Origin of the sequence: Actinomyces respiraculi, from assembly GCF_014595995.2 — a bacterium.
GTDB lineage: Bacteria > Actinomycetota > Actinomycetes > Actinomycetales > Actinomycetaceae > Actinomyces > Actinomyces respiraculi.
Map to the genome: position 1 here is coordinate 1,842,291 of NZ_CP063989.1, position 20,321 is coordinate 1,862,611.

16 protein-coding genes are annotated in these 20,321 nt (G+C 71.5%); 9 read left to right on the forward strand and 7 right to left on the reverse strand.

The genetic code is table 11. The annotated features are described in order from the left end of the window. The first annotated feature begins 127 nt into the window (after positions 1-127). The 9 genes from ID810_RS07660 to ID810_RS07700 all read left to right on the forward strand — a co-directional run bounded on the left by ID810_RS07660 (position 128) and on the right by ID810_RS07700 (position 11,280). Positions 128-1,321 (forward strand): glycosyltransferase family protein, encoded by a 1,194-nt coding sequence (locus tag ID810_RS07660; RefSeq protein ID WP_166858558.1) that lies wholly within the window; start codon positions 128-130, stop codon positions 1,319-1,321. After that, complete coding sequence (locus tag ID810_RS07665) at positions 1,318-2,526, forward strand: glycosyltransferase family 4 protein (protein WP_166858560.1); 1,209 nt, start codon at positions 1,318-1,320, stop codon at positions 2,524-2,526. Before ID810_RS07660 ends, ID810_RS07665 begins: the two co-directional genes overlap by 4 nt. A 2-nt stretch (positions 2,527-2,528) precedes the next feature. Then, entirely contained in the window at positions 2,529-3,686 is a 1,158-nt protein-coding gene (locus tag ID810_RS07670) for a glycosyltransferase family 4 protein (protein WP_166858627.1), read from the forward strand. Positions 3,687-3,753: 67 nt separating this feature from the next. Next, positions 3,754-5,538: an ABC transporter ATP-binding protein gene (locus tag ID810_RS07675; protein ID WP_166858628.1), complete on the forward strand. Its 1,785-nt coding sequence runs from the start codon at positions 3,754-3,756 to the stop codon at positions 5,536-5,538. Further along, positions 5,535-6,677: an aminoglycoside phosphotransferase family protein gene (locus ID810_RS07680; RefSeq protein ID WP_166858562.1), complete on the forward strand. Its 1,143-nt coding sequence runs from the start codon at positions 5,535-5,537 to the stop codon at positions 6,675-6,677. The genes ID810_RS07675 and ID810_RS07680 overlap by 4 nt, the downstream gene beginning before the upstream one ends. Next, positions 6,674-7,744, forward strand: a complete 1,071-nt coding sequence (locus tag ID810_RS07685; protein WP_166858563.1) for a phosphotransferase family protein — start codon at positions 6,674-6,676, stop codon at positions 7,742-7,744. The genes ID810_RS07680 and ID810_RS07685 overlap by 4 nt, the downstream gene beginning before the upstream one ends. A 10-nt stretch (positions 7,745-7,754) precedes the next feature. Next, positions 7,755-9,071, forward strand: a complete 1,317-nt coding sequence (locus ID810_RS07690; RefSeq protein ID WP_166858565.1) for a UDP-glucose dehydrogenase family protein — start codon at positions 7,755-7,757, stop codon at positions 9,069-9,071. A 77-nt stretch (positions 9,072-9,148) separates the two neighbouring features. Beyond that, positions 9,149-10,618, forward strand: a complete 1,470-nt coding sequence (locus ID810_RS07695) for a sensor histidine kinase (RefSeq protein ID WP_235931708.1) — start codon at positions 9,149-9,151, stop codon at positions 10,616-10,618. Beyond that, a complete protein-coding gene (locus tag ID810_RS07700; protein WP_166858567.1) occupies positions 10,615-11,280 on the forward strand; it encodes a response regulator transcription factor in 666 nt (221 codons plus the stop codon). Before ID810_RS07695 ends, ID810_RS07700 begins: the two co-directional genes overlap by 4 nt. A gap of 63 nt (positions 11,281-11,343) precedes the next feature. On the opposite strand, the gene ID810_RS07705 is transcribed toward ID810_RS07700, so the two are convergent. The 7 genes from ID810_RS07705 to ID810_RS07735 all read right to left on the reverse strand — a co-directional run bounded on the left by ID810_RS07705 (position 11,344) and on the right by ID810_RS07735 (position 19,999). Further along, positions 11,344-11,673 carry a hypothetical protein gene (locus ID810_RS07705; protein WP_166858569.1) on the reverse strand — a complete coding sequence of 110 codons (330 nt, stop codon included), beginning with the start codon at positions 11,671-11,673 and terminating at the stop codon, positions 11,344-11,346. 19 nt (positions 11,674-11,692) lie between these two features. Beyond that, positions 11,693-12,982, reverse strand: coding sequence for a glutamate-5-semialdehyde dehydrogenase (locus ID810_RS07710; RefSeq protein WP_166858571.1), 1,290 nt, complete (start codon positions 12,980-12,982; stop codon positions 11,693-11,695). 161 nt (positions 12,983-13,143) lie between these two features. After that, complete coding sequence (proB, locus tag ID810_RS07715; protein WP_413227897.1) at positions 13,144-14,304, reverse strand: glutamate 5-kinase; 1,161 nt, start codon at positions 14,302-14,304, stop codon at positions 13,144-13,146. 7 nt (positions 14,305-14,311) lie between these two features. Further along, positions 14,312-15,880: a GTPase ObgE gene (gene obgE / locus ID810_RS07720; RefSeq protein WP_166858573.1), complete on the reverse strand. Its 1,569-nt coding sequence runs from the start codon at positions 15,878-15,880 to the stop codon at positions 14,312-14,314. 146 nt (positions 15,881-16,026) lie between these two features. Then, entirely contained in the window at positions 16,027-16,284 is a 258-nt protein-coding gene (rpmA, locus tag ID810_RS07725) for a 50S ribosomal protein L27 (RefSeq protein WP_166858591.1), read from the reverse strand. 50 nt (positions 16,285-16,334) lie between these two features. Further along, positions 16,335-16,652, reverse strand: coding sequence for a 50S ribosomal protein L21 (rplU, locus tag ID810_RS07730; RefSeq protein ID WP_166858593.1), 318 nt, complete (start codon positions 16,650-16,652; stop codon positions 16,335-16,337). A 188-nt stretch (positions 16,653-16,840) separates the two neighbouring features. Next, on the reverse strand, positions 16,841-19,999 hold the full coding sequence (locus ID810_RS07735) for an Rne/Rng family ribonuclease (RefSeq protein ID WP_166858595.1): 3,159 nt from the start codon (positions 19,997-19,999) through the stop codon (positions 16,841-16,843). Positions 20,000-20,321: the final 322 nt, after the last annotated feature.

A 20,321-nucleotide genomic window follows, 5' to 3' on the forward strand; every position in this document is an offset into this window, starting at 1 on the left:
AGGAGGCACACCTTAAGAGCTCTCTCATTCTGACCTCATCGTGACCTTGACCGATCTCGGGATCGTCTGAACAGGCCCCCCTGTGGGGTCCACCCGCCACCAACCCGGTCGATCACCAGGAGGCACCATGAGCGCCGCGCCCATCAGAGTGATGCTCTACAGCCACGACGCACAGGGACTGGGCCACCTGCGTCGCAACCTCGCCCTGGCCCACCACCTGTCCCAGCACCTCCCCGAGCTCGCCCAGGCTCCGGTCACCGGCCTGCTCGTCGCGGGGCTGACGCCCGGCGAGGGCTTCGAGGTGCCCGACGGCTTCGACTGGCTCGTGCTTCCCGGCATCGTCAAGTCACCCGACGGCTACCAGCCCCGGCGCCTGAACTCGACGCGTGCCCAGCTGCGCCACCTGCGCTCCCAGGTGATCGAGGCGGCCCTGATCTCCTTCGCCCCCGACCTGTTCATCATCGACCGCCACCCCTACGGCGTGCGCCAGGAGCTGCTGGAGCCGCTGCGGGCGCTCCGGCGCCACCACCCCGACACCCGTGTGGTCCTGGGGCTGCGCGAGGTCCTGGACCACCCGGCCACCATGGAGCGCGAGTGGGCCAACCTCGGCCCGAGCCAGCAGCTGCGCGAGCTCGTCGACCAGGTGTGGGTCTACGGCGACCCCACCGTGCACGACCTCACGAGCACCGGGGAGGGCCCGATGGTCCTGGCCGACCGGATGCGCTTCACCGGTTACCTGTCGCTCGGCAAGCGCGCCGTCGATTTCTCGGGCACCAGTTCCGTGCAGGTGCCCGGCCTCTTCGTGCTCACCACGGCCGGCGGGGGCTCGGACGCGCTGCCGCTGCTCCTGCAGTCCGCCGCCATGGAGCCGCCCGCGGGGCACCAGCACATCGTCGTCTGCGGGCCCCAGCTCAGTGAACCGGACGTCGCGCAGGTCGCCCGGGTCGCCGGGCCGCGCACCCGGGTCCTGAGGACCTGGCCGGGGCTGAGCCATCACGTCAACGAGGCTGCGGCCGTCATCTCCATGGGCGGCTACAACACCGTGTGCGAGATCCTGTCGACCTCGGTCCCCTCCCTCATCGTGCCCCGAGAGACGCCCCGCCTCGAGCAGCTCATCCGGGCGCGCTCCCTGGAGCGCTGCGGCGCCGTTGAGGTGCTGCGCTTCTCGGAGATGACCCCTGCGGCACTGGGACAGTGGGCGGCCTCGGCTGTCGGCCGGACCGTCAACCGTGAGCGCATCGATCTTGCCGGCCTGTCCACCGTGCCGCTGCTGGCGCACGAGCTGCTCGCCGAGGACGTTGAGGAGGGGCGGGCAGCATGACCCGCATCGGCTACGTCCTCAAGGTCTACCCCCGCTTCTCTGAGACCTTCATCGTCACCGAAATGCTGGCGCGCGAGGCACTGGGCGACGACCTGTCCGTCTACGCCCTGCGTCCCACCACCGACAGCCGCTTCCACCCCGAGATCGCACGCGTGCAGGCACGCGTGAGGTGGATCAGTCGCCCTTGGAAGGGCATCGAGATGTGGGAGCAGATGGCCCAGTGCCTCGACGGTGACGACCTCGACCGCTTCGCGCAGATCCTTCCGGCGCTACTCACCCTGCCCGGGGACGAGGTCGCCCAGGGCCTGGAGCTGGCCCGTCAGGTGCGGGCCGACGGCATCGAGCACCTGCACGCCCACTTCGCCTCCCTGGCGGGGCGGATGGCGTGGATCGCCTCCTCGCTCACAGACGTGCCCTACACCGTCACCACCCACGCCAAGGACATCTTCCACGAGTCGGTGGACCCGACATGGCTGCGGCGCATCTGCGTCGACGCCGACCGGGTCATCGCCATCAGCAGGTACAACGAGGAGTTCCTCAACCGGCTTCTCGCGGGAAGCCGGGCACGCATCAGCCTGCGCCACAACGCCCTCGAGCTCGACCGCTTCCCCTACCGCGACCCCGAGCCCCCGACCACGCCGCTGCGGGTGTGCGCGGTGGGCAGGCTCGTCGTCAAGAAGGGCTTCGCCGACCTCGTCCGGGCGACGCGGATCCTCGTCGACGATGGCGTGCCGGTGCACGTGGACATCGCCGGTGAGGGCGATGAGTACCAGGCACTGCGTGAGCAGATCCGCTCGCTGGAGCTGACGGAGCACGTGCGCCTGCTGGGGCCCATGACCCAGCAGGAGGTACGCACCCTACTGGCCCGCTCCGACGTCTTCGCCGCCCCCTGCGTCGAGGCGCCCGACGGCAACCTCGACGGCCTTCCCACGGTCGTGCTGGAGTCCATGGCCTGCGGGACCCCCGTGGTGGCCACCGCCGTGTCGGGTCTGCCCGAGGTGGTGCGCGACGGCGAGACGGGCGTGCTCCTGCCCCCGGGCGTGCCCAAGGAACTGGCCCGTGCGCTGCGTGACATCGCCTCCGGAGCCACCGACACCCGTCGGCTGGCCCGGGCCGCCCGTAGCCTCATCGAGCAGCAGTTCGACTCACGTCACCAGGCCGCGGTCCTGTCAGGCTGGCAGGCACCGGGACGACAGGGGCGATGAGCATGCGTATCGCCTACGTCTGCACAGACCCCGGCATCCCGGTCTTCGGCACCAAGGGCGCCTCGGTGCACGTCCAGGAGGTCATCCGCGAGATGCGCGCCCGGGGCCACGAGGTGACCCTCTACACGGCCCGCACCGGCACGCACCGTCCCGCCGATCTCGCCGACCTCACGGTGCACACGGTGCCGGTCCGCGCCAACGACCCGGCCTCACGCGAGCACTGCCAGCTGGAGGTCTCCCACCGGATCGCCCAGATGGTGCGCGATCAGGGGACGGACATGGTCTACGAGCGCTACTCGCTGTTCAGCGCGGCGCTGGCCGAGATCACCCCGTCGTTGGGCGTCCCCGGTGTCCTGGAGGTCAACTCCCCTCTCATCGACGAGCAGCGCCGCCACCGTCACCTGGCGGACGAGGCCCTGGCCTGGGAGCTGTTGCGCCTGCAGGTCACCGGCGCGACCAGCACCGTGTGCGTCTCCGACCCGGTGGCCCAGTGGGTGCGTGACGCCCTGACCCGGGCTGGCCACGCCCCGGGTAGTGACCCGGCCGGGCGCGTGCGCACCGTCCCCAACGGGGTGAGCGTGCGACGCATCCAGCCCCAGCCCGAGGACCCCGAGCGGGTCGTCGTGACCTTCGTGGGCACCCTCAAGCCGTGGCACGGGGTGGCCGACCTCCTGGAGGCAGCGAGCCTGTCCCACGGAGGATGGCAGCTGCGCGTGCTGGGTGACGGACCCGAGATGACCTCCCTCACGCAGCGGGCGGCCACGCTTGGGGTGGAGGTTGACATGCGCGGCGCCATCGCGCCCGAGCTCATGCCCGCCCACCTGGCCGGCTCGGCCATCGGCGTCGCCCCCTACCCGGACCTGGGTGGGCAGGAGCAGCAGTACTTCTCCCCCCTCAAGGTGCTGGAGTACATGGCGGCCGGGCTCGCCGTGGTCGCCTCCGACGTCGGACAGGTTCTACAGCTCGTAGGTGACGCGGGCGTCCTCGTGCCGCCCTCGGACCCGCAGGCACTGGCCGAGGCGCTCGACGCTCTGGCGGCGGACCCTGCCAGGCGCAGCGACCTGGGACGGCGTGCACGCCGTCACGCCGTCGAGGCGCACTCCTGGAGCTCTGTGGTGCGCACCATCCTCGAACCCGTGGAGACCACCCGTGAGCAGTGACGACGTCATCGGGGGCGGGACCCAGGAGGCCCCTCACTCCCAGCCGAGCGGCCGCGAGCCCTCGGCGCTGCGACAGACCCTGAGCCTCATCCGGCCCGACGCCGCCCCGCACTGGCGTCTCATGCTCGGCGGCACCGCCGCGCTCCTGGCAGAGGTCGGCTTCCGCGCCCTCGAGCCCTGGCCCATGAAGATGGTCGTCGACTTCGTCGTCGACTCCCTGGGCGCCCGCACCGGCATCACCTCGGCCGGCATCGGGCTGCTGCTCGCGCTGGGCACCGCCCAGGTGGCGGTCGTGGCGGCACGCGCCCTGTTCAACTACATGGCGACCCTGGCCTTCACGCTCGTGGGCTCGCGCACCTCCGCCTCCTTGCGGGCGCGGGCCTTCCGCCACGTCCAGGGCCTGTCGCAGCAGTTCCACGCCCGCAACCGCAGCGCCGACACCGTCCAGCGTCTCGTCTCGGACGTCAACCGTATGCAGGAGGTGGCGGTGACCGCGGGCCTGCCCCTGGCGGCCAACGTCCTGACCCTGCTCGTCATGCTCATCGTCATGGTCGTGCTCGACCCGCTGCTGGCCACCGTCGTGCTCCTGGCGGTGGGGGTCTTCACCCTGACGTCCTCGGGCAGCTCCAAGCGGATCACAGCCGCCTCCCGGCGCAGCCGACGCTCCGAGGGCAACCTGGCCAACACCGCCCAGGAGGCCCTCGGCGCCATCAAGGTGGTCCAGGCCTACGGGCTTGAGCCCCTCCTGCAGGAGCGCTTCAGCGGCGTCAACACGACCTCTTTGCGCGAAGGAGTCCAGTCCCGGCGCATCGCAGCGCGCCTGGAGCGTCGCACCGACGTCATCGTGGGAGTGGCGGCTGCCGTCGTCATGATCGGGGGCGGGCTGCGCGTCCTTCAGGGTGCCATGACGCCGGGAGACCTGGTGCTGTTCACCACCTACCTGCGCACCACCATGAAGCCCCTGCGGGACATGGCCAAGTACACCGGTCGTATCTCCCGGGCCACCGCCTCAGGGGAGCGTGTCGCCGCCCTCATGGCCATCAAGCCCGAGATCGTCTCACCGCAGCAGGGCTTCATGCTGCACAACGTGCGGGGCATGCTGCGCTTCGACGGAGTCAGGGCAGCCTACGAGGGCACCGAGGTGCTGCACGGCATCAGCCTGACCGTCCGCCCCGGTGAGCACGTGGCACTGGTCGGTCCCTCGGGATCGGGTAAGTCAACGCTCGCCTCCCTTGTGGTACGGGCCATGGACCCCACTGCGGGCACCGTGAGCCTCGATGGCCAGCCACTGACGGAACTGAGCCTGAGCCACCTGCGGGCCCAGGTCTCGGTGCTGCACCAGGAGGCGGTCCTGCTCACCGGCAGCATCAGGGAGAACATCCGGCTCTCACGCCCTGACGCGAGCGACTGGGAGGTCGAGCAGGCGGCGCGTGCAGCCTTCGCCCACGACTTCATCTGCTCGCTGCCCGAGGGCTACGACACCTCGGTCGGTGAGAGGGGCGGGACCCTGTCCGGCGGCCAGCGCCAGCGCGTGGCGATCGCCCGGGCCCTGCTGAGGGACTCCAGGATCGTCGTGCTCGACGAGGCCACGACGGGGCTGGACCCCGACGCCGCCCTGGTCGTTCTCGACGCCATCGACCGCCTCGTCGAGGGCCGCACCACCCTGACCGTCACTCACGACCCGCAGGCGGCGCTGCGCGCCGACCGCGTCGTATGGCTCCAGGACGGCAGGATCCTCATGGACGGCACCCCCGACAGGCTGCTGGCGTCCTCGGCGGAGTTCCGCTCCTGGGCCGGGACGACACCCACCGCCGCCCCGCGCGCCCTCACACGCGTGGAGGGCCGAGCATGAGCGCCCCGGTGGCCGGCGTCCTGAGGACCGTGCTGGACGCCGACGCCCTGAGCGAGCTGGTCAGCCGACCTGTGCGCGCCGTGCGGCTGCGAGTCAAGCCCGAGGTCTCCCTCCTCATGGCCCTGGCGGAGCGCGACTCGGGCCGCACCGCCGGCTGGGCCCGGGTCCTGTGGCCCGTCTCCGCCTCCAAGGCCACCGAGGTCCGGCTGCGCGCCGAGCGCTACGGGCAGCAGGTGCTCACCCGCACGCTGCCCGACGGGCTCATCCTCCAGGCAGGCCCCGAGCTCGCCGATCCCAAGCTCGCCGACCATTTGGGCCGTGCCCGCGAGCGCGGGCTGCTGGCAGGTATCGCCCCCGAGGCGGTGCTGCGTTACAACCCGGCGCGGCGCCTGGTGCTGCGCACCGCAGACGGGGTGTTGCGCGTGCGCACCGGCGGCGGACACCGCATCGATCAGATCCACCGCGCCGTCGGCATGGTCGTCCCCGTGCCACGGCTCATCGACCTGGGTGGGTCCTGGGACCCCGAGCACTACAGCCTTCAGGAGCTGTGCGGCCGCACCGACCTGGAGCAGTCGCCGAGCCAGGAGGACACCCGCCGGGCCGGAGCCCTGCTCGCCCAGTTGCACGCCTCCACGTCCTCACTGCCCGACGACGTGCGTGCCGGGCTGCGAAGCGCTCCTGTCTCAGCCGAGGCGCTCGTGCGGATCCACGCCCAGGTCCTTGAGCCCCTGGCCCCCGCGCTGGCCCGCAGGACCCGCGCACTCGTCGCCGTGCTGCCGACGCGGCTCGAGGGAGCACCGGTCCTCATCCACGGCGACGCCTCCCCGGACCAGTTCCTCAGGGACCCGGCCAGCCGGTCCCTGTGGCTGACCGACTTCGACCGGGCCCGGCTCGCTCCGGCCGCCGTCGACCTGGGCTCCTACCTGGCCGTCTGCCCGCCGGAGACGGGCACCGCCCTGCTGGAGGGATATCAGCAGGAGGCCGGGCGGGTACCGGACAGGCGGCCGCTGCACGCCGCCACCGTCCTGGCCGAGCTCTCGCGCCTGACTGAGCCGCTGCGGCACGCGGACCCGGCCTGGGCCGACGCCATCAGTGTCCGGCTCTCACGTCTGGAGGACACGGGAGGGCAGCGGGCATGAGCACTGAGAAGAACAGGAGCACCCCCGCCGTGCAGCACCCCGAACCCGGCACCGACACGTACGAGGCCCTGTCCCGCCTGCCGGGCATCAGGCGCGCCTGGCCCGCCCGGGATGGCTCGATCAGCATCGAGTGCCGCGACGAGCAGGGGCGGCTCCGAGCGGGGACCCTGGCACCGCAGGGCAGCGTCAGCATGCTGCCCTACGCGACGGACCCGGCCCTGCCCGCCCTGGCCCCACCGCTGCACGGTGAGCTCGTCGTCCACCGTGCGGCTCGGCGCGCGGTCGTGCTTGAGCCCGAGCGGGTGCGCAAGGCCACGCGATCCGGGCGCGCCGCCCCGTCGTCGGCTGCGCTGGCCGCCTTCGGGGCCTTCACCGCCATGGGTTTGAGGGTCCCCCGTGTCCTTGCCGTCGGCGACACCTACATCGACTTGGAGAGGCTGCCGGGGCGCAGCCTGGCCGAGCTGGGTGACGACGGGCTGGAGGGCTGGACGCAGCTGGCGGGCGTGTGGGGCGGGTTGTCGCGGCCCGACGCCGACCTGCCCGTCCACGGTCCCCGGCAGGAGGCCGAGGTCCTGCGTGGCTGGTTCGGCAACGCCAGCCGCCGCGGGCTGCTGACGGGCCTGGTCGAGGACCCCGAGGCCCTCGAGCATGCGGTGGAGGAGGTCTGCGCCACGCTCGTGCAGGACACGCCCGGGTCCATGGCCCTCAGCCACCGCGACCTGCACGACGGCCAGCTGCTGTGGAACGGTGAGGTGCTGTCCCTCATCGACCTGGACACGGCTTGCCTGGCCGAGGCCGAGCTGGACCTGGGCAACCTCATCGCCCACGCCGAGCTCATGGGCGTCCAGGGGCGTCTGAGCGATCGGGGTGCCGAGCGCCTCTCCCCCGTCCTGGATCTCATGTGTTCCGCGCTGCCCGTACACGCCGACCGTCTGAGCATCTACCGCCGCAGCGCCGCGCTGCGACTCATCTTCGTCCACGCCTTCCGCCCCGGCGCGAGGACGTGGCTCCCCACCTGGGCGCGCAGGAGCCTGGCCCCCTTCCGTCGTCCTGCATCATCGATCTAAGGAGCGCACCATGCGTCTGACAGTTGTCGGCTGCGGCTACCTGGGCGCGGTTCACGCCGCCGCCATGTCCCACCTGGGCCACGACGTCCTGGGAATCGAGACCGACCCCCTGCGGGTCGAGGCCCTGCGCCAGGGGCGGGCCCCCTTCTACGAGCCCGGTCTGCCCGAGCTGATCCAGGAAGGTGTCGCCAGCGGTCGGCTGCGGTTCACGTGTGAGCCCACCGCTGAGGACGTGGCCGGGGCAGATGTCCACTTCATTGCGGTAGGCACCCCCCAGAGCCACGGCTCGGGCAAAGCGGACCTGTCACAGGTGCGTGCTGCGGTCGACATGCTCGCCTCGTTCCTGGACGGCCAGCGCCTGCCGCTGGTGGTCGGCAAGTCGACGGTGCCGGTGGGAACGTCCGCCGAGCTCGCCGGGGCGCTGGCAGGACGGGCCCGTCTGGTGTGGAACCCCGAGTTCCTCCGGGAGGGATTCGCCGTCGAGGACACGCTCCACCCCGACCGCATCGTCTACGGTCTGCCCGACTCCCCCCAGGAGGCACAGGCCGCACAGTCGGTGCTGGACGAGGTCTACGCCCAGATCCTCGACGAGGACGTCCCGCGCATCCTCACCGACTACGCCACCGCCGAGCTCGTCAAGACCTCCGCCAACGCCTTCCTGGCCATGAAGATCAGCTTCATCAACGCCATGGCCGGCATGTGCGAGGCCGCAGGGGGCGACGTGACGGTCCTGGCCCGGGCCCTGGGCCTGGACGCACGGATCGGCGGACGTTTCCTGCGGGCCGGGGTGGGCTTCGGCGGCGGCTGCCTGCCCAAGGACATCCGCGCCCTGGCGACGCGGGCCTCAGAGCTGGGGGTTGAGCCCCTCACGCGTCTGCTCGACCAGGTCGACTCCATCAACCAGGGTCAGCGCGACCGTGTCGTCGACATGGCCGTCGAGTGCTGCGGGGGCAGCGTCGAGGACGCGTCCGTCACCGTCCTGGGGGCCACCTTCAAGCCCAACAGCGACGACCTGCGCGACTCGCCCTCCCTGGAGATCGCCGAGCGGCTGTCACAACTGGCCGCCCACGTCACGGTCTACGACCCGCAGGCCGCCGAGCAGGTGCGTCGGCGCAACCCCGACCTGGCCGTGGCCGAGGACCCCTGGAAGGCACTGGAGGGTGCCGACCTGGTGATCCTCGGCACCGAGTGGCAGGAGCTCATCGGGCTCGACCCCCATCGAGCCGCCCAGCTCGTCGCCCGTCCGGTCATCATCGACGCCCGCAACGCGCTCGACCCCACGGCGTGGCGCGCGGCCGGATGGTCGTACCGGGGCATGGGACGGTGAGCACGACGATACTCGTGCGACCGGGCAGCTCCGTGAGTACGACAGCACCGCTCGCCCGCTCTGGGCACACTGGTGTCGTGGACGTCGAGCAGATCAAGCCCTCGGCCACCGTCGGTGTACGGGTCATGGCCGCCATCATCCTGGTGTCGAGCATCGCCCTGCTCACCTCCGGCGCCATCGTGTGGGTGCTGGGCCGCCAGACGCTGCACGCCGACATCGACGACCAGCTCGACCGCGGTCGCAAGCACATCGAGCAGCTGGCGGCGGCGGGCATCGACCCCAGCAACGGGCAGAGCCTGACCGACGCCTCCAGCGTGGCTCGCGCCTACATCCGGCAGTCCGTCGTGGGCGCGGGCGAGAGCGTGCTGAGCTTCGAGGCGGAGGAGCTCAGCTCGCACTTCTCCTCCGACGCCACGCACCGTCAGCCCCAGCAGGACGAGCAGCTGGTGGAGATCCTGGCGTCCCTGAGCACGGCGAGGGACTCCACCACGACGACGGTGCACACCGATGAGAGCACCTACCGGGTCATGGTCGTGCCGCTGCGCGACGGCACGAACCAGGTGGCGCTGGCGCACGTCGTCGACCTGGACACCGCCGAGGCCTCGTTGCGGCGCACCATGACGCTGTACGGCGTTGCGGCGGTCATTACCGTCGCCCTGGTCACCGCGCTGGCATGGTTCGTCGTCGAGCGGCTCCTGGCGCCGATCGGTGAGCTGCGCCAGGCCACCGAGTCGATCGGGCCTCAGGACCTGAGCACCCGCGTCCCCGTGCGCGGACGCGACGACCTGGGGATCCTGGCCCGGGCCGTCAACGGGATGCTCGACCGGGTCCAGCGCTCGGTGGAGGCCGAGCGCCGCATGCTCGACGACGTCGAGCACGAGCTGCGCACGCCCATCACCGTCATCCGCGGCCACCTGGAGCTGCTCGACCCCGAGGACACCGAGGACGTCAGCCGGACCCGCAGCCTTGCCATCGAGGAGCTGGACCGCATGGGGATGATGGCCAACGACCTGCTGGAGTTCGCCAGGACCACGGGGACCGATTCCTTCGTACCCGCCCCCACCGACGTCGGCGACCTGACCACGAGTGTTTTCGACAAGGCGCAGGTCCTGGGCCCGCGCGTGTGGGTCCTGGAGGACAAGGCTCTCGCCGTGTGCGAGCTCGACTCCCAGCGTGTGAGCCAGGCCTGGCTACAGCTGGCGGCCAACGCCGTGAAGTACTCGGAGGTCGGCTCGCGTGTCGCCCTGGGGTCGCGGACCACGGACAGCGAGCTGCTCCTGTGGGTGACGGACGAGGGTATTGGCATCGCCCCCGAGGAGCTGACGCTCGTGCGCCAGCGCTTCTGGCGCAGCGCCAGCGCCGAGCGCATGGCCACAGGATCGGGCCTGGGACTGAGCATCGTGGAGAACATCGTCGCCGCTCACCGGGGCACCTTGGACATCAGTTCCGTCGTCGGCACCGGTTCGCGGTTCACCATGCGGATACCGCTGGAGCAGGATCCTGATCAGCAGCCGAGGACACGCATGACAAGGGGACACAAGCCATGAGCCGCATCCTGGTGGTGGAGGACGAGCCGCATATCGCCTCCTTCCTGCTCAAGGGCCTCAAGGCCGCAGGCTTCAGCGCCGAGGCCACGGCCTCGGGCAACGAGGCGATCGGCCTGGCCGTACACGACCGGGCCGACCTCATCATCCTCGACGTTGGCCTGCCGGACGTCGACGGGTTCACCGTCCTGGAGCAGATCCGAGGCCAGGGAGTGCGCGTTCCCGTCATCATGCTCACCGCCCGCTCCTCCGTGGAGGCCAGGGTCAAGGGCCTGGAAGGAGGGGCGGACGACTACATGCCCAAGCCCTTCTCCTTCGAGGAACTGCTCGCCCGGGTGCGGCTGCGGCTGCGCGACGAGTCCCCGGCGAGCGATTCCGACCCGGTACGCCTGATCCACGACGACCTGGCCCTGGACCTGCGCAGGCGGACCATGGAGGTCTCGGGGGCCACGGTCGAGCTCTCCGCCCGCGAGTTCGCCCTCGCCGAGACCTTCATGCGTCACCCCGGACAGGTCCTGAGCAGGCAGCAGCTGCTGAGCGGGGTGTGGGGTTACGACTTCGACCCCGACTCCAATGTCGTCGAGGTCTACGTGTCCTACCTCAGGGCGAAGATCGGCAAGAAACGGATCCAGAACGTGCGTGGCATGGGCTACCGGCTCGTGTGAGCCGGTAGCCGCACCACGCGACGGGACGTGGTGCGGTCACTCGGGCCTCGCCCTGTCCTTGACTCAGTCGTCGTCGACGTCATTGATGTCATCGCGGTCGTCGATGTCATCGCGGTCGTCGATGTCATCGTGGTCGTCGTCGGCCGGCGAGACGGGCACAGCGGGGACGACGGGTGCCTCGGCGGGCGCACCGCCTTCCTGCCCCGCCGGGGTCGCGTTCTCGGGTGCGGCCGGGGTGGCGGCGCCCGGGGTGGTGATGTCGATGCCGGGCCTGACGTCTCCCCCGCGGTAGGAGCCGAGCACCACCGACAGGACCCAGGTGAGCAGGAGCGAGGCCACGAGGATGATCAGGACGGCGATCAGGCGTCCACGAGTGCGTACCAGACGTGTCATAGGTCCTCCTTCATCGTCCTCATGAGCGCACGTGACCATCGCCCTCGACGAGCCACTGGGTGGTCGTCAGCGCGGCCAGGCCCATGGGGCCGCGGGCGTGGAGCTTCTGGGTGGAGATGCCCAGCTCCGCACCGAGGCCGAGCTGGCCGCCGTCGGTGAAGCGTGTGGAGGCGTTGACCATGACGACGGCGGAGTCGACGCCCGCGGTGAAGGCGTTGACCACACGCAGGTCCTGAGCGAGGACGGCCTCGGTGTGGCCGGTGGAGTAGCGACGCACGTGTGCGGTGGCCTCGTCGACGTCGGCCACGACGCGCACGGCCAGGTCGAGGCTGCCGTACTCGGTTGCCCAGTCCTTCTCGGTGGCGGCGGTGAGCGCGCCGGCCTCGGCCCCGGTGGCCCCGAGTACGGCGCGGGTGGCGGCGTCGGCGTGGAGGGTGACGCCGCGCTCCCACAGGGCCTGGGCGGCCCGGGGCAGGAGGGCGTCGGCGACGGCCTCATGGACGAGGAGGGTTTCAGCGGCGTTGCACACGCCCACACGCTGGGTCTTGGCGTTGATGATGACGTCGACGGCGTCGTCGAGGTCCGCGGAGGCATCGACGTAGACGTGGCAGTTGCCCGAGCCGGTCTCGATGACGGGGACGGAGGAGGACTCGACAACGGCCTTGATGAGGCCGGCTCCGCCGCGGGGCACGAGGACGTCCACGAGGCCGCGGGCCTGCATGAGGGCCGTGGCCCCGGCACGCCCGGCGGCATCCACGGTGGCGACGAGGTCGGGGCTCAGGCCGCAGTCGGCCAGTGCCTGGCGCAGGACCTCGACGATGACGGCGTTGGTCGCCTCGGCGGCGCTGCCGCCGCGCAGGATAACGGCGTTGCCGGACTTCAGGGCCAGAGCGGTGACATCGACGGTCACGTTGGGCCTGGCCTCGTAGATCATGCCGACGACGCCGAGCGGCACGCGCCTGCGCCGCACGCGCAGCCCGTTGGGCAGCGTCTGACCGTCGATGATCTCGCCCACGGGGTCGGGCAGGGCGGCGATCTCGCGCACAGCGTCGGCGATGGCGGCCAGGCGCCCGGCGTCGAGGGCGAGGCGGTCGATGAGTCCCTCGCTCATGCTCTGGGCGCGGGCCAGGTCCTCGGCGTTGGCGAGCAGGATCCGGTCGGTGGCCTCTACGAGCGCGTTGGCGAGGGCGTGCAGAGCGGTGTCCTTGTCCTGGCGGGTGAGCGGGGCGAGCTGTCGCTGGGCGCGGCGGGCGGCGGTGGCGACTTCGGTGACGAGCAGCGCGGCGCGCTCGGTGGCGTCGTGTGTCATGGCTGCACTGTAGAGGAGTGGGTTCAGCGGAACTTGTCACTCATCCCTGGTCAGAGCCCGCCCCGAGACCTCTGCGCGCCACGAAAACCGCAGAATACCGCGGTTGCTCTCACACGCCAGAATCCCTGACCAGGGATGAGTGACACGGGCTCCTACTCGCCCTATGCCGTGCGAGGCAGCTCGGCGAGGTCGTCGCGGTGGATGACGGGGGTGACGTGGTCCGGCGCGGGCGTGCCGTCACGGCGGGCCTCGAGGACCTCGCGCAGGTCGGCCGCCGAGTAGCGGCAGATGCCGCGGGCGAGCAGGCCCGTCGCACCAACGATCTCAATGACGGAGCCGGACTCGAAGTCCCCGTCAACGCCGATGACGCCGGGCAGCAGGAGGGACTTCTTGCCGACCGTCACCGCTTGGGCGGCGCCGTCGTCGACCAGGACCCTGCCCTGGGGCAGGGAGGCGTGTGCCATCCACAGGCGCCTGGACGGGCGGTGCGGGCCGGTCGGCAGGAACCAGGTGCCCTTGTCCTGCGGGACCTGGGCCCCGCCAAGGATCTCGACGGCGTCGGCCGCCGAGGCGATGATCGTGGCGGTGCCGGAGCTGCAGGCGAGGGTGGCGGCCTGGACCTTGGTGCGCATCCCGCCGGTGCCGAGCGAGGAGCCGCGCCCCGTGACGTCCACCGAGGCCAGATGGGCCGGGTCCGTCACGAGACGGATCGGCTCCGCCCCGGCCGATCCTGGGCGGGCGGTCCACAGGCCGTCGACGTCGGTGAACAGGATGAGCAGGTCGGCGGTCACAAGGTGTGAGACCAGGGCCGCCAGGTAGTCGTTGTCCCCCAGGTTGAACTCGGTGTTGGCCACGGCGTCGTTCTCGTTGACGACCGGCACGGCCCCCATGGACAGCAGCGCGTCGAAGGTCTCGCGCACGGTGCGGTAGTGGTCGCGCACGGCCACGTCGTGGGCGGTGAGCAGCACCTGGGCGGCGACGAGCCCACGCACGCTCATCGAGGCCTCCCACCGTCCCATGATGCGGCTCTGGCCCACGCTGGCCGCGGCCTGCAGCAGGCGCAGCTCGGCGGGGCGCTGGACCATGCCCAGGGTCGGCAGGCCGGCGGCCACGGCCCCGGAGGCGACGAGGACGACGTCGTGCCCACGCCCGCGCAGGCCGGCGACCAGGGCCGAGATGACGTCGATGCGGTTGAGGTCGAGCCCGCCGTCGGGACGTGTGAGGGAGGACGAGCCGATCTTGAGCACGATCCTTGCGCGCTCGGGCAGGGCGTCGGGGCGCCTGGCGGAACCGGGCATCGTAGGGACAGCGGGGACTGTCATATGGTGCTCAGTCCTCCGCGTCCCAGCTCGAGGCGTCCGTCCACAGCCCCTCGGCGGCCTCGGCGCGCAGCTCCTGGCGGGCGGCCTCCTTGGCATCCATGGACGCGTGGTACTGGCGGCGGCGCTCAACGTTGGTGCGGCGGGGGGTGTAGTCCTCCACCCGCACGTCCGTGCCCCGGGCGCCCAGGAGCTCGGCACCGGCGGTGACGGTGGGCTCCCAGGTGAACAGCACCCCGCCCTCGACCTCGCCGATGAGCACCGAGTCACCGGCGTGAGCACCGGCCTTGACGAGCTCGGTCTCGACGCCGGCGGTGGCCAGTCGGTCCGCGAGGTAGCCGACGGCCTCGTTGTTGGTGAAGTCGGTCTGGCGCACCCAGCGCTCCGGCTTGTCCCCGCGCACCTGGAAGACCTCGCCCTCGCCCGGGTAGTGGATGCGGTGCACGGTGGCGATGACCTCCTTGCCGCGGCGTCCGACGGAGGCGGGGCGGATGATCTCGCGCGCCGGCTCGAGGACGGCGGGGGCGTCCCGGCGGGCCTGCTCCACCAGGGCGGCCAGGGCGAAGCTGAGCGGGCGCAGGCCCGTGCGGGCCAAGGCGGAGACCTCGAAGACGGGCAGGCCGCGCGCGGCGACGTCGGCTCGCACGAGCTCGGCCATGGCCGCGCCGTCGGGGTCGTCGACCTTGTTGAGCACGACGACGCGCGGGCGCTCCATGAGGGGCACGCGCCCGGTGTGGGCCGGGTCGTTCTCTGCCTGCCCCAGCTGGGCGCTGTAGGCGGCGAGCTCGGCCTCGATCGTGTCGAGGTCCGCCAGTGGGTCGCGGCTGGCGTCGAGGCTGGCGCAGTCCAGGACGTGCACGATGACGGCGCAGCGCTCGATGTGACGCAGGAACTCCAGGCCCAGTCCACGTCCCTCGGAGGCGCCGGGGATGAGACCGGGCACGTCCGCCACCGTGTAGCGCGTCTCACCCGCCTCGACGACGCCGAGGTTGGGCACGAGGGTGGTGAAGGGGTAGTCGGCGATCTTGGGGCGGGCGGCGCTCATCGCGGCAATGAGGGAGGACTTGCCGGCGCTGGGGTAGCCCACGAGTGCGACGTCCGCGATGGTCTTGAGCTCCAGGACGACGTCGCGACGCTCGCCCGGCTCGCCGAGCAGGTGGAAGCCGGGGGCGCGCCGCTTGGAGGAGGCCAGCGAGAAGTTGCCGCGCCCGCCCGTGCCGCCCGCGGCGGCGACGAAAGTGGCACCGGGCTCGACGAGGTCGGCCAGGACGTTGCCGTCGCGGTCCTTGACGACGGTGCCCTCGGGCACGGGCAGGCGGAGGTTGTCGCCGTCGACGCCGCGGCGCCAGTTCCCCATGCCGGGCGTGCCCTTGCCGGCGCTGCGGTGGGGCGAGCGGTGGTAGCTCAGGAGGGTGGTGACCTGGGAGTCGGTGACGAGGACGACGTCGCCGCCGTGGCCGCCGTCGCCGCCGTCGGGGCCGGCCAGGGGCTTGAACTTCTCGCGGTGGATGGACGTGCAGCCGTCGCCGCCGTCGCCGCCCGCGACGTGCAGGACCACTCGGTCGATGAAGCTGGGCATGTCTCGTCTCCTGGGCTGGACGCGTCAAGGTGGTCGGGGCCAGCCCCGTCCCGGGGTGGCCGTGGCGCTACGGCGGGGCGCCGGTACAGCGCGAGGGCGGACGGCCGAAGCCGTTCGCCCTCGCGGATGCCGTGTGTGCTGGAGGCTCAGGCCTCGGGGAGCACGACGTTGACGACCCTGCGGCCGCGGAAGGTGCCGAACTGGACGTTGCCGGCGGCGGTGGCGAACAGGGTGTCGTCGTTGCCGCGGCCGACGTTCGTGCCGGGGTGGAAGTGGGTGCCACGCTGGCGGACGATGATCTCGCCGGCGCCGACGTACTGGCCGCCGAAGCGCTTGACGCCGAGACGCTGCGCGTTCGAGTCACGGCCGTTACGGGAGGAACCAAGACCCTTCTTGTGTGCCATGTCAGGCTTCTTTCTCTCGAGCGGGTGCGTTCAGGATGCCGCGAGGGCGCTCACGTGATCGCGGTGACCTTGACGGCCGTGAGCTGGGCGCGGTGACCCTGGCGCTTGCGGAAGCCCGTCTTGTTCTTGAACTTGAGGATGTTGATCTTGGGGCCCTTCTCGTCACCGACGATCTCGGCCGTGACGGAGGACTGAGCCAGGTCCGCTCCAGCGGTCACCTTGTCGCCGTCCACCAGCATGACGGGGGCGAGGGTGATCTCGTCGCCGACCTCACCGGCAAGCTTGTCGACAACCACGACGTCGCCGACGGAGACCTTCTCCTGACGGCCGCCGGCCTTGACGATCGCGTAGACCACTTGAATGCTCATCTCTGTCGAAGTCTTCAGACAGCCCCCGAATCGTGGACGGCGAGCCGTCCGGGAGGGCTGTCTCCTTGGCAAGGTGCGACGTGCACCGGCGGACCACTGTATGCGATCGCGTGGACCGGTCCAACTCCGTCGGGCCCGCGACCCCTGTGGTCTTCCGCACGAAGACGGGCGCCACAGGGGCCAGGCCCTCAATCTTGGGCGTCCTGTTCGGCGGCGCCGACCTCGGCGGTGGGAGCCTCGGCGGCGCCGGCCTCCGGGGACGAGTCCGCGTCCTTGTGGGCGTGCTCGGCGGCAGCGGCGATCTGGGCCAGGGCCCCGCGCACGGCGGCACGGGTCTGGTCGTCGATGACGTCGTCGGCGTCCTCCTTGCCCCGGCGGCGTGAGGAGCCCTTGCGGGGCCTCTCCTCCGAGGCGGCCTCGGACGAGCCCTTACGGCCGCGACCGCGGCCGACCGAGCGCGAGGCGGAGGCGTTGAGGTCCGCCTGCTGGTTCTCCACCGGGTCGGAGTGAACGATGAAGCCACGCCCACCGCAGCACTCACAGGGCGTGGAGAAGGCCTCGACGAGGCCCTGGCCGACGCGCTTACGGGTCATCTGCACCAGACCGAGGCTCGTGACCTCCGTGACCTGGTGACGGGTGCGGTCGCGGCCCAGGCACTCGACCAGGCGGCGCAGCACGAGGTCACGGTTGGACTCCAGGACCATGTCGACGAAGTCGATGACGATCATGCCGCCGATGTCGCGCAGGCGCAGCTGACGGACGATCTCCTCGGCCGCCTCGATGTTGTTACGGGTGACGGTCTCCTCGAGCGTGCCGCCGGCGCCGGTGAAGCGGCCGGTGTTGACGTCGATGACCGTCATGGCCTCGGTGCGGTCGATGATGAGGGTGCCGCCGCTGGGCAGCCAGACCTTGCGGTCGAAGCCCTTGGCGAGCTGCTCGTCGATGCGGTGGGCGCTGAAGACGTCCTCCGGGCTCACCCAGTGCTGGAGGCGGTCGGCCAAGTCCGGGCTGAGCTCGGTGACGTACTCACTGATCGTGGCCCAGGCATCGTGGCCCTGCACGGTCAGGGAGCGGAAGTCCTCGTTGAACACGTCGCGTACGACGCGCACGGCGAGCTCGGGCTCGCCCTTGAGCAGGACAGGTGCCTTACCGGAGCCGGCGAGCACCCGCGTGGCCTTCTTGTCGATGGACTGCCACTGCTTGAGCAGTCGCTCGACATCGGCGGTCAGCTGCTCCTCGCTGGCGCCCTCGGCGGCGGTGCGCACGATGACACCGGCGGCGTCGGGCACGATCTTCTTAAGGATCTTCTTCAGGCGGGCACGCTCGGTGTCGGGCAGCTTGCGGGAGATACCGGTCATCGTGCCGCCGGGCACGAGGACGAGGTAGCGGCCGGCGAGAGTGACCTGGCTGGTCAGGCGCGCACCCTTGTGACCGATGGGGTCCTTGGTGACCTGCACGAGGACGGTGTCGCCGCTGGAGAGGGCGTCCTCGATGCGGCGCGGCTTGCCCTCCATACCGGCGGCGTCCCAGTTGACCTCGCCGGCGTAGAGCACGGCGTTGCGGCCCTTGCCCAGGTCAACGAAGGCGGCCTCCATCGACGGCAGGACGTTCTGGACGCGGCCGACGTAGACGTTGCCGACCATGGAGGTCTGGGTGTGGCGGGCGACGTAGTGCTCGACGAGCAGCCCGTCCTCGAGGACGGCGATCTGGTTGAGGCCGTCCTGCTCGCGGATGATCATCTGCCGGTCGACGCTCTCGCGGCGGGCCAGGAACTCGGCCTCGGTGACGATGGGGCGACGGCGTCCGGCGGCGCGCCCCTCACGGCGGCGCTGGCGCTTGGCCTCCAGGCGGGTGGAGCCCTTGAGCGCGGTGACCTCGTCGCGCACGTCGCGGCTCTCACGGCCGCTCTCGGCACGGGACGAGCGGGAACGGCGACGGCGACGACGACGCGAGCTGATCTCGTCCTCCTCATCGCCGTCGGTCTCGTCGACACTGCCGGGACCGGTGGGGGTCTCGTCGGATGAGTCGGCCGTGGGCGCTGTGGACCCAGCGGTCTCACTGGCCTCAGCGGACTCGGTGGCCTCGTCGGAGCGCGAGCGGGAGCGGCGGCCACGACCGCCGCGGCGGCGCTTGCGGCGCCCGCCCTCAGCGGCGTCAGTGGAGTCGCCGGCCTCGGAGGCGGCGGTCTCCTCGGTCTCGGTCGCGTCCGGCTCAGTCGTCTCCGACTCGTCGGGCTCCGGCGTGGTCGTCTCGGTGACCTTGGGGGCGACAGCCGGCTGCGGGGCGGGAGCAGCCTCGGGGGTGGCCTGGGAGGCGGTGACCTTGCGACGACGGCGTCCGCGCGAGGCGGGGGGCGTGGCGGGGGCCTGGTCCTGGTCCTGTGAGCGCTCGGCGGCCGGCTCGGCGGGGGCCGCCGGGGCCACGTCCTCGACCTCGGGGGCGGCCTGCGGGGCGGCCTGGACGGCCGTGACCTTGCGACGACGGCGGGCGCGGGAGGGGTCGGGCGCCTGGAAGAGGAGAGATGCGGCAGGCAGGCGCGGTGCCTCGTCAGTCTCAGCGGTTTCGGCAGTCTCAGCGGCGGCGCCCTCCTCGTCCGGGCTGTCGGCACTGTCGGCAGTGCCGGTGTCATCGCCGGTGGAGGCCTCGGCGGTGCCGGCGCTGGAGACGGTGGCCTCGGCCGTGACATCGGTGGGACTGGCCAGGACCTCGGGCTCACCGGCGGCCTCGGGGGCGGGGTCGGCCTCGGGGGCCGCCTGGGCGGCGGTGACCCGACGACGACGAGGGGCGCGCGCCGCGGGCTTCGCAGCCTGCGTCGTGATGTCCTCGGTCTTCGTGTCCTCGGTGCTGGCGTCCTTGGTCTTAGAACCCTTGGCCTTAGATGCCGTGGTCTTCGTGTCCTTGGCTTTGGCGCCCTTGGTCTCGGCGTCCTTGGTCTTGGCGGCCTTGGTCTTGGCGGCCTTGGTCCTGGTGGCCTTGGTCTTGGCGTCCTTGGTCTTGGCGTCCTCAGCTCCTGCGGCGGCCGGGGCCGCGGCGCGCCGGGGGCGGGTACCCGTGCGACGGGCGGGCTTCGCGCTTGTGGTCGAGGGATCCTCAGCCACAGCATCCCCAGTCACAGTGCCGTTCCCCGCGTCGTCCGATGCGCCAGCACCGGATCCCTCGCCGTCGGCCGACGGTACGGGGGTCTTGGCCGCGGGGGCCTTGGTGGGGGCGGTGGCCTTGGACGTCGCGCGGCGGCGGCGCGCCTTGGGAGCCGCCTCGGCGGCAGGAGCCTGCACAGTGGATTCAGTGGGTTCAGTGGGTGCCGTGACCTCGCCCTCAGTGGCTTCGAGGGACTGGTCGGGGGTCATGGGTGACGTCATGGTGCGTCGCACTCTCCGGGGCACCGCTGCTCCCGCCGTACCCTCGGGCGCGCGGTGCGCTCGTGCTCCCTGGTGCGGGAGCAAAAAAAGTCTGTGTGTACGCCTGATGGCGCCGGACCGGGGTCACCCGCACGAGACGGGACCGCAGCAGCGCTCAAGGCGGCGCAAGGTTCCCGGACGGGGTGGACCCTGAGGTCCGGACACCGGGAGCCGGTACGCAGCACCCGGGGCCGGTCCGAGTATCACACACGTACCGTCATCGCGGAGCCAGGCCGCCACCCGCGGCGACGGTCGCGGTCCCAGCGGCGGC

Bases quoted from the DNA above. Each gene is read 5' to 3' on its own strand.
- ID810_RS07665 (WP_166858560.1), top strand. From the start codon at position 1,318: ATGACCCGCATCGGCTACGTCCTCAAGGTCTACCCCCGCTTCTCTGAG.
- ID810_RS07680 (WP_166858562.1), top strand. From the start codon at position 5,535: ATGAGCGCCCCGGTGGCCGGCGTCCTGAGGACCGTGCTGGACGCCGAC.
- rpmA (WP_166858591.1), bottom strand. From the start codon at position 16,284: ATGGCACACAAGAAGGGTCTTGGTTCCTCCCGTAACGGCCGTGACTCG.
- ID810_RS07710 (WP_166858571.1), bottom strand. From the start codon at position 12,982: ATGACACACGACGCCACCGAGCGCGCCGCGCTGCTCGTCACCGAAGTC.
- ID810_RS07685 (WP_166858563.1), top strand. From the start codon at position 6,674: ATGAGCACTGAGAAGAACAGGAGCACCCCCGCCGTGCAGCACCCCGAA.
- ID810_RS07670 (WP_166858627.1), top strand. From the start codon at position 2,529: ATGCGTATCGCCTACGTCTGCACAGACCCCGGCATCCCGGTCTTCGGC.
- rplU (WP_166858593.1), bottom strand. From the start codon at position 16,652: ATGAGCATTCAAGTGGTCTACGCGATCGTCAAGGCCGGCGGCCGTCAG.
- obgE (WP_166858573.1), bottom strand. From the start codon at position 15,880: ATGCCCAGCTTCATCGACCGAGTGGTCCTGCACGTCGCGGGCGGCGAC.
- ID810_RS07705 (WP_166858569.1), bottom strand. From the start codon at position 11,673: ATGACACGTCTGGTACGCACTCGTGGACGCCTGATCGCCGTCCTGATC.
- ID810_RS07690 (WP_166858565.1), top strand. From the start codon at position 7,755: ATGCGTCTGACAGTTGTCGGCTGCGGCTACCTGGGCGCGGTTCACGCC.
- ID810_RS07660 (WP_166858558.1), top strand. From the start codon at position 128: ATGAGCGCCGCGCCCATCAGAGTGATGCTCTACAGCCACGACGCACAG.
- proB (WP_413227897.1), bottom strand. From the start codon at position 14,304: ATGACAGTCCCCGCTGTCCCTACGATGCCCGGTTCCGCCAGGCGCCCC.
- ID810_RS07735 (WP_166858595.1), bottom strand. From the start codon at position 19,999: ATGACCCCCGACCAGTCCCTCGAAGCCACTGAGGGCGAGGTCACGGCA.
- ID810_RS07700 (WP_166858567.1), top strand. From the start codon at position 10,615: ATGAGCCGCATCCTGGTGGTGGAGGACGAGCCGCATATCGCCTCCTTC.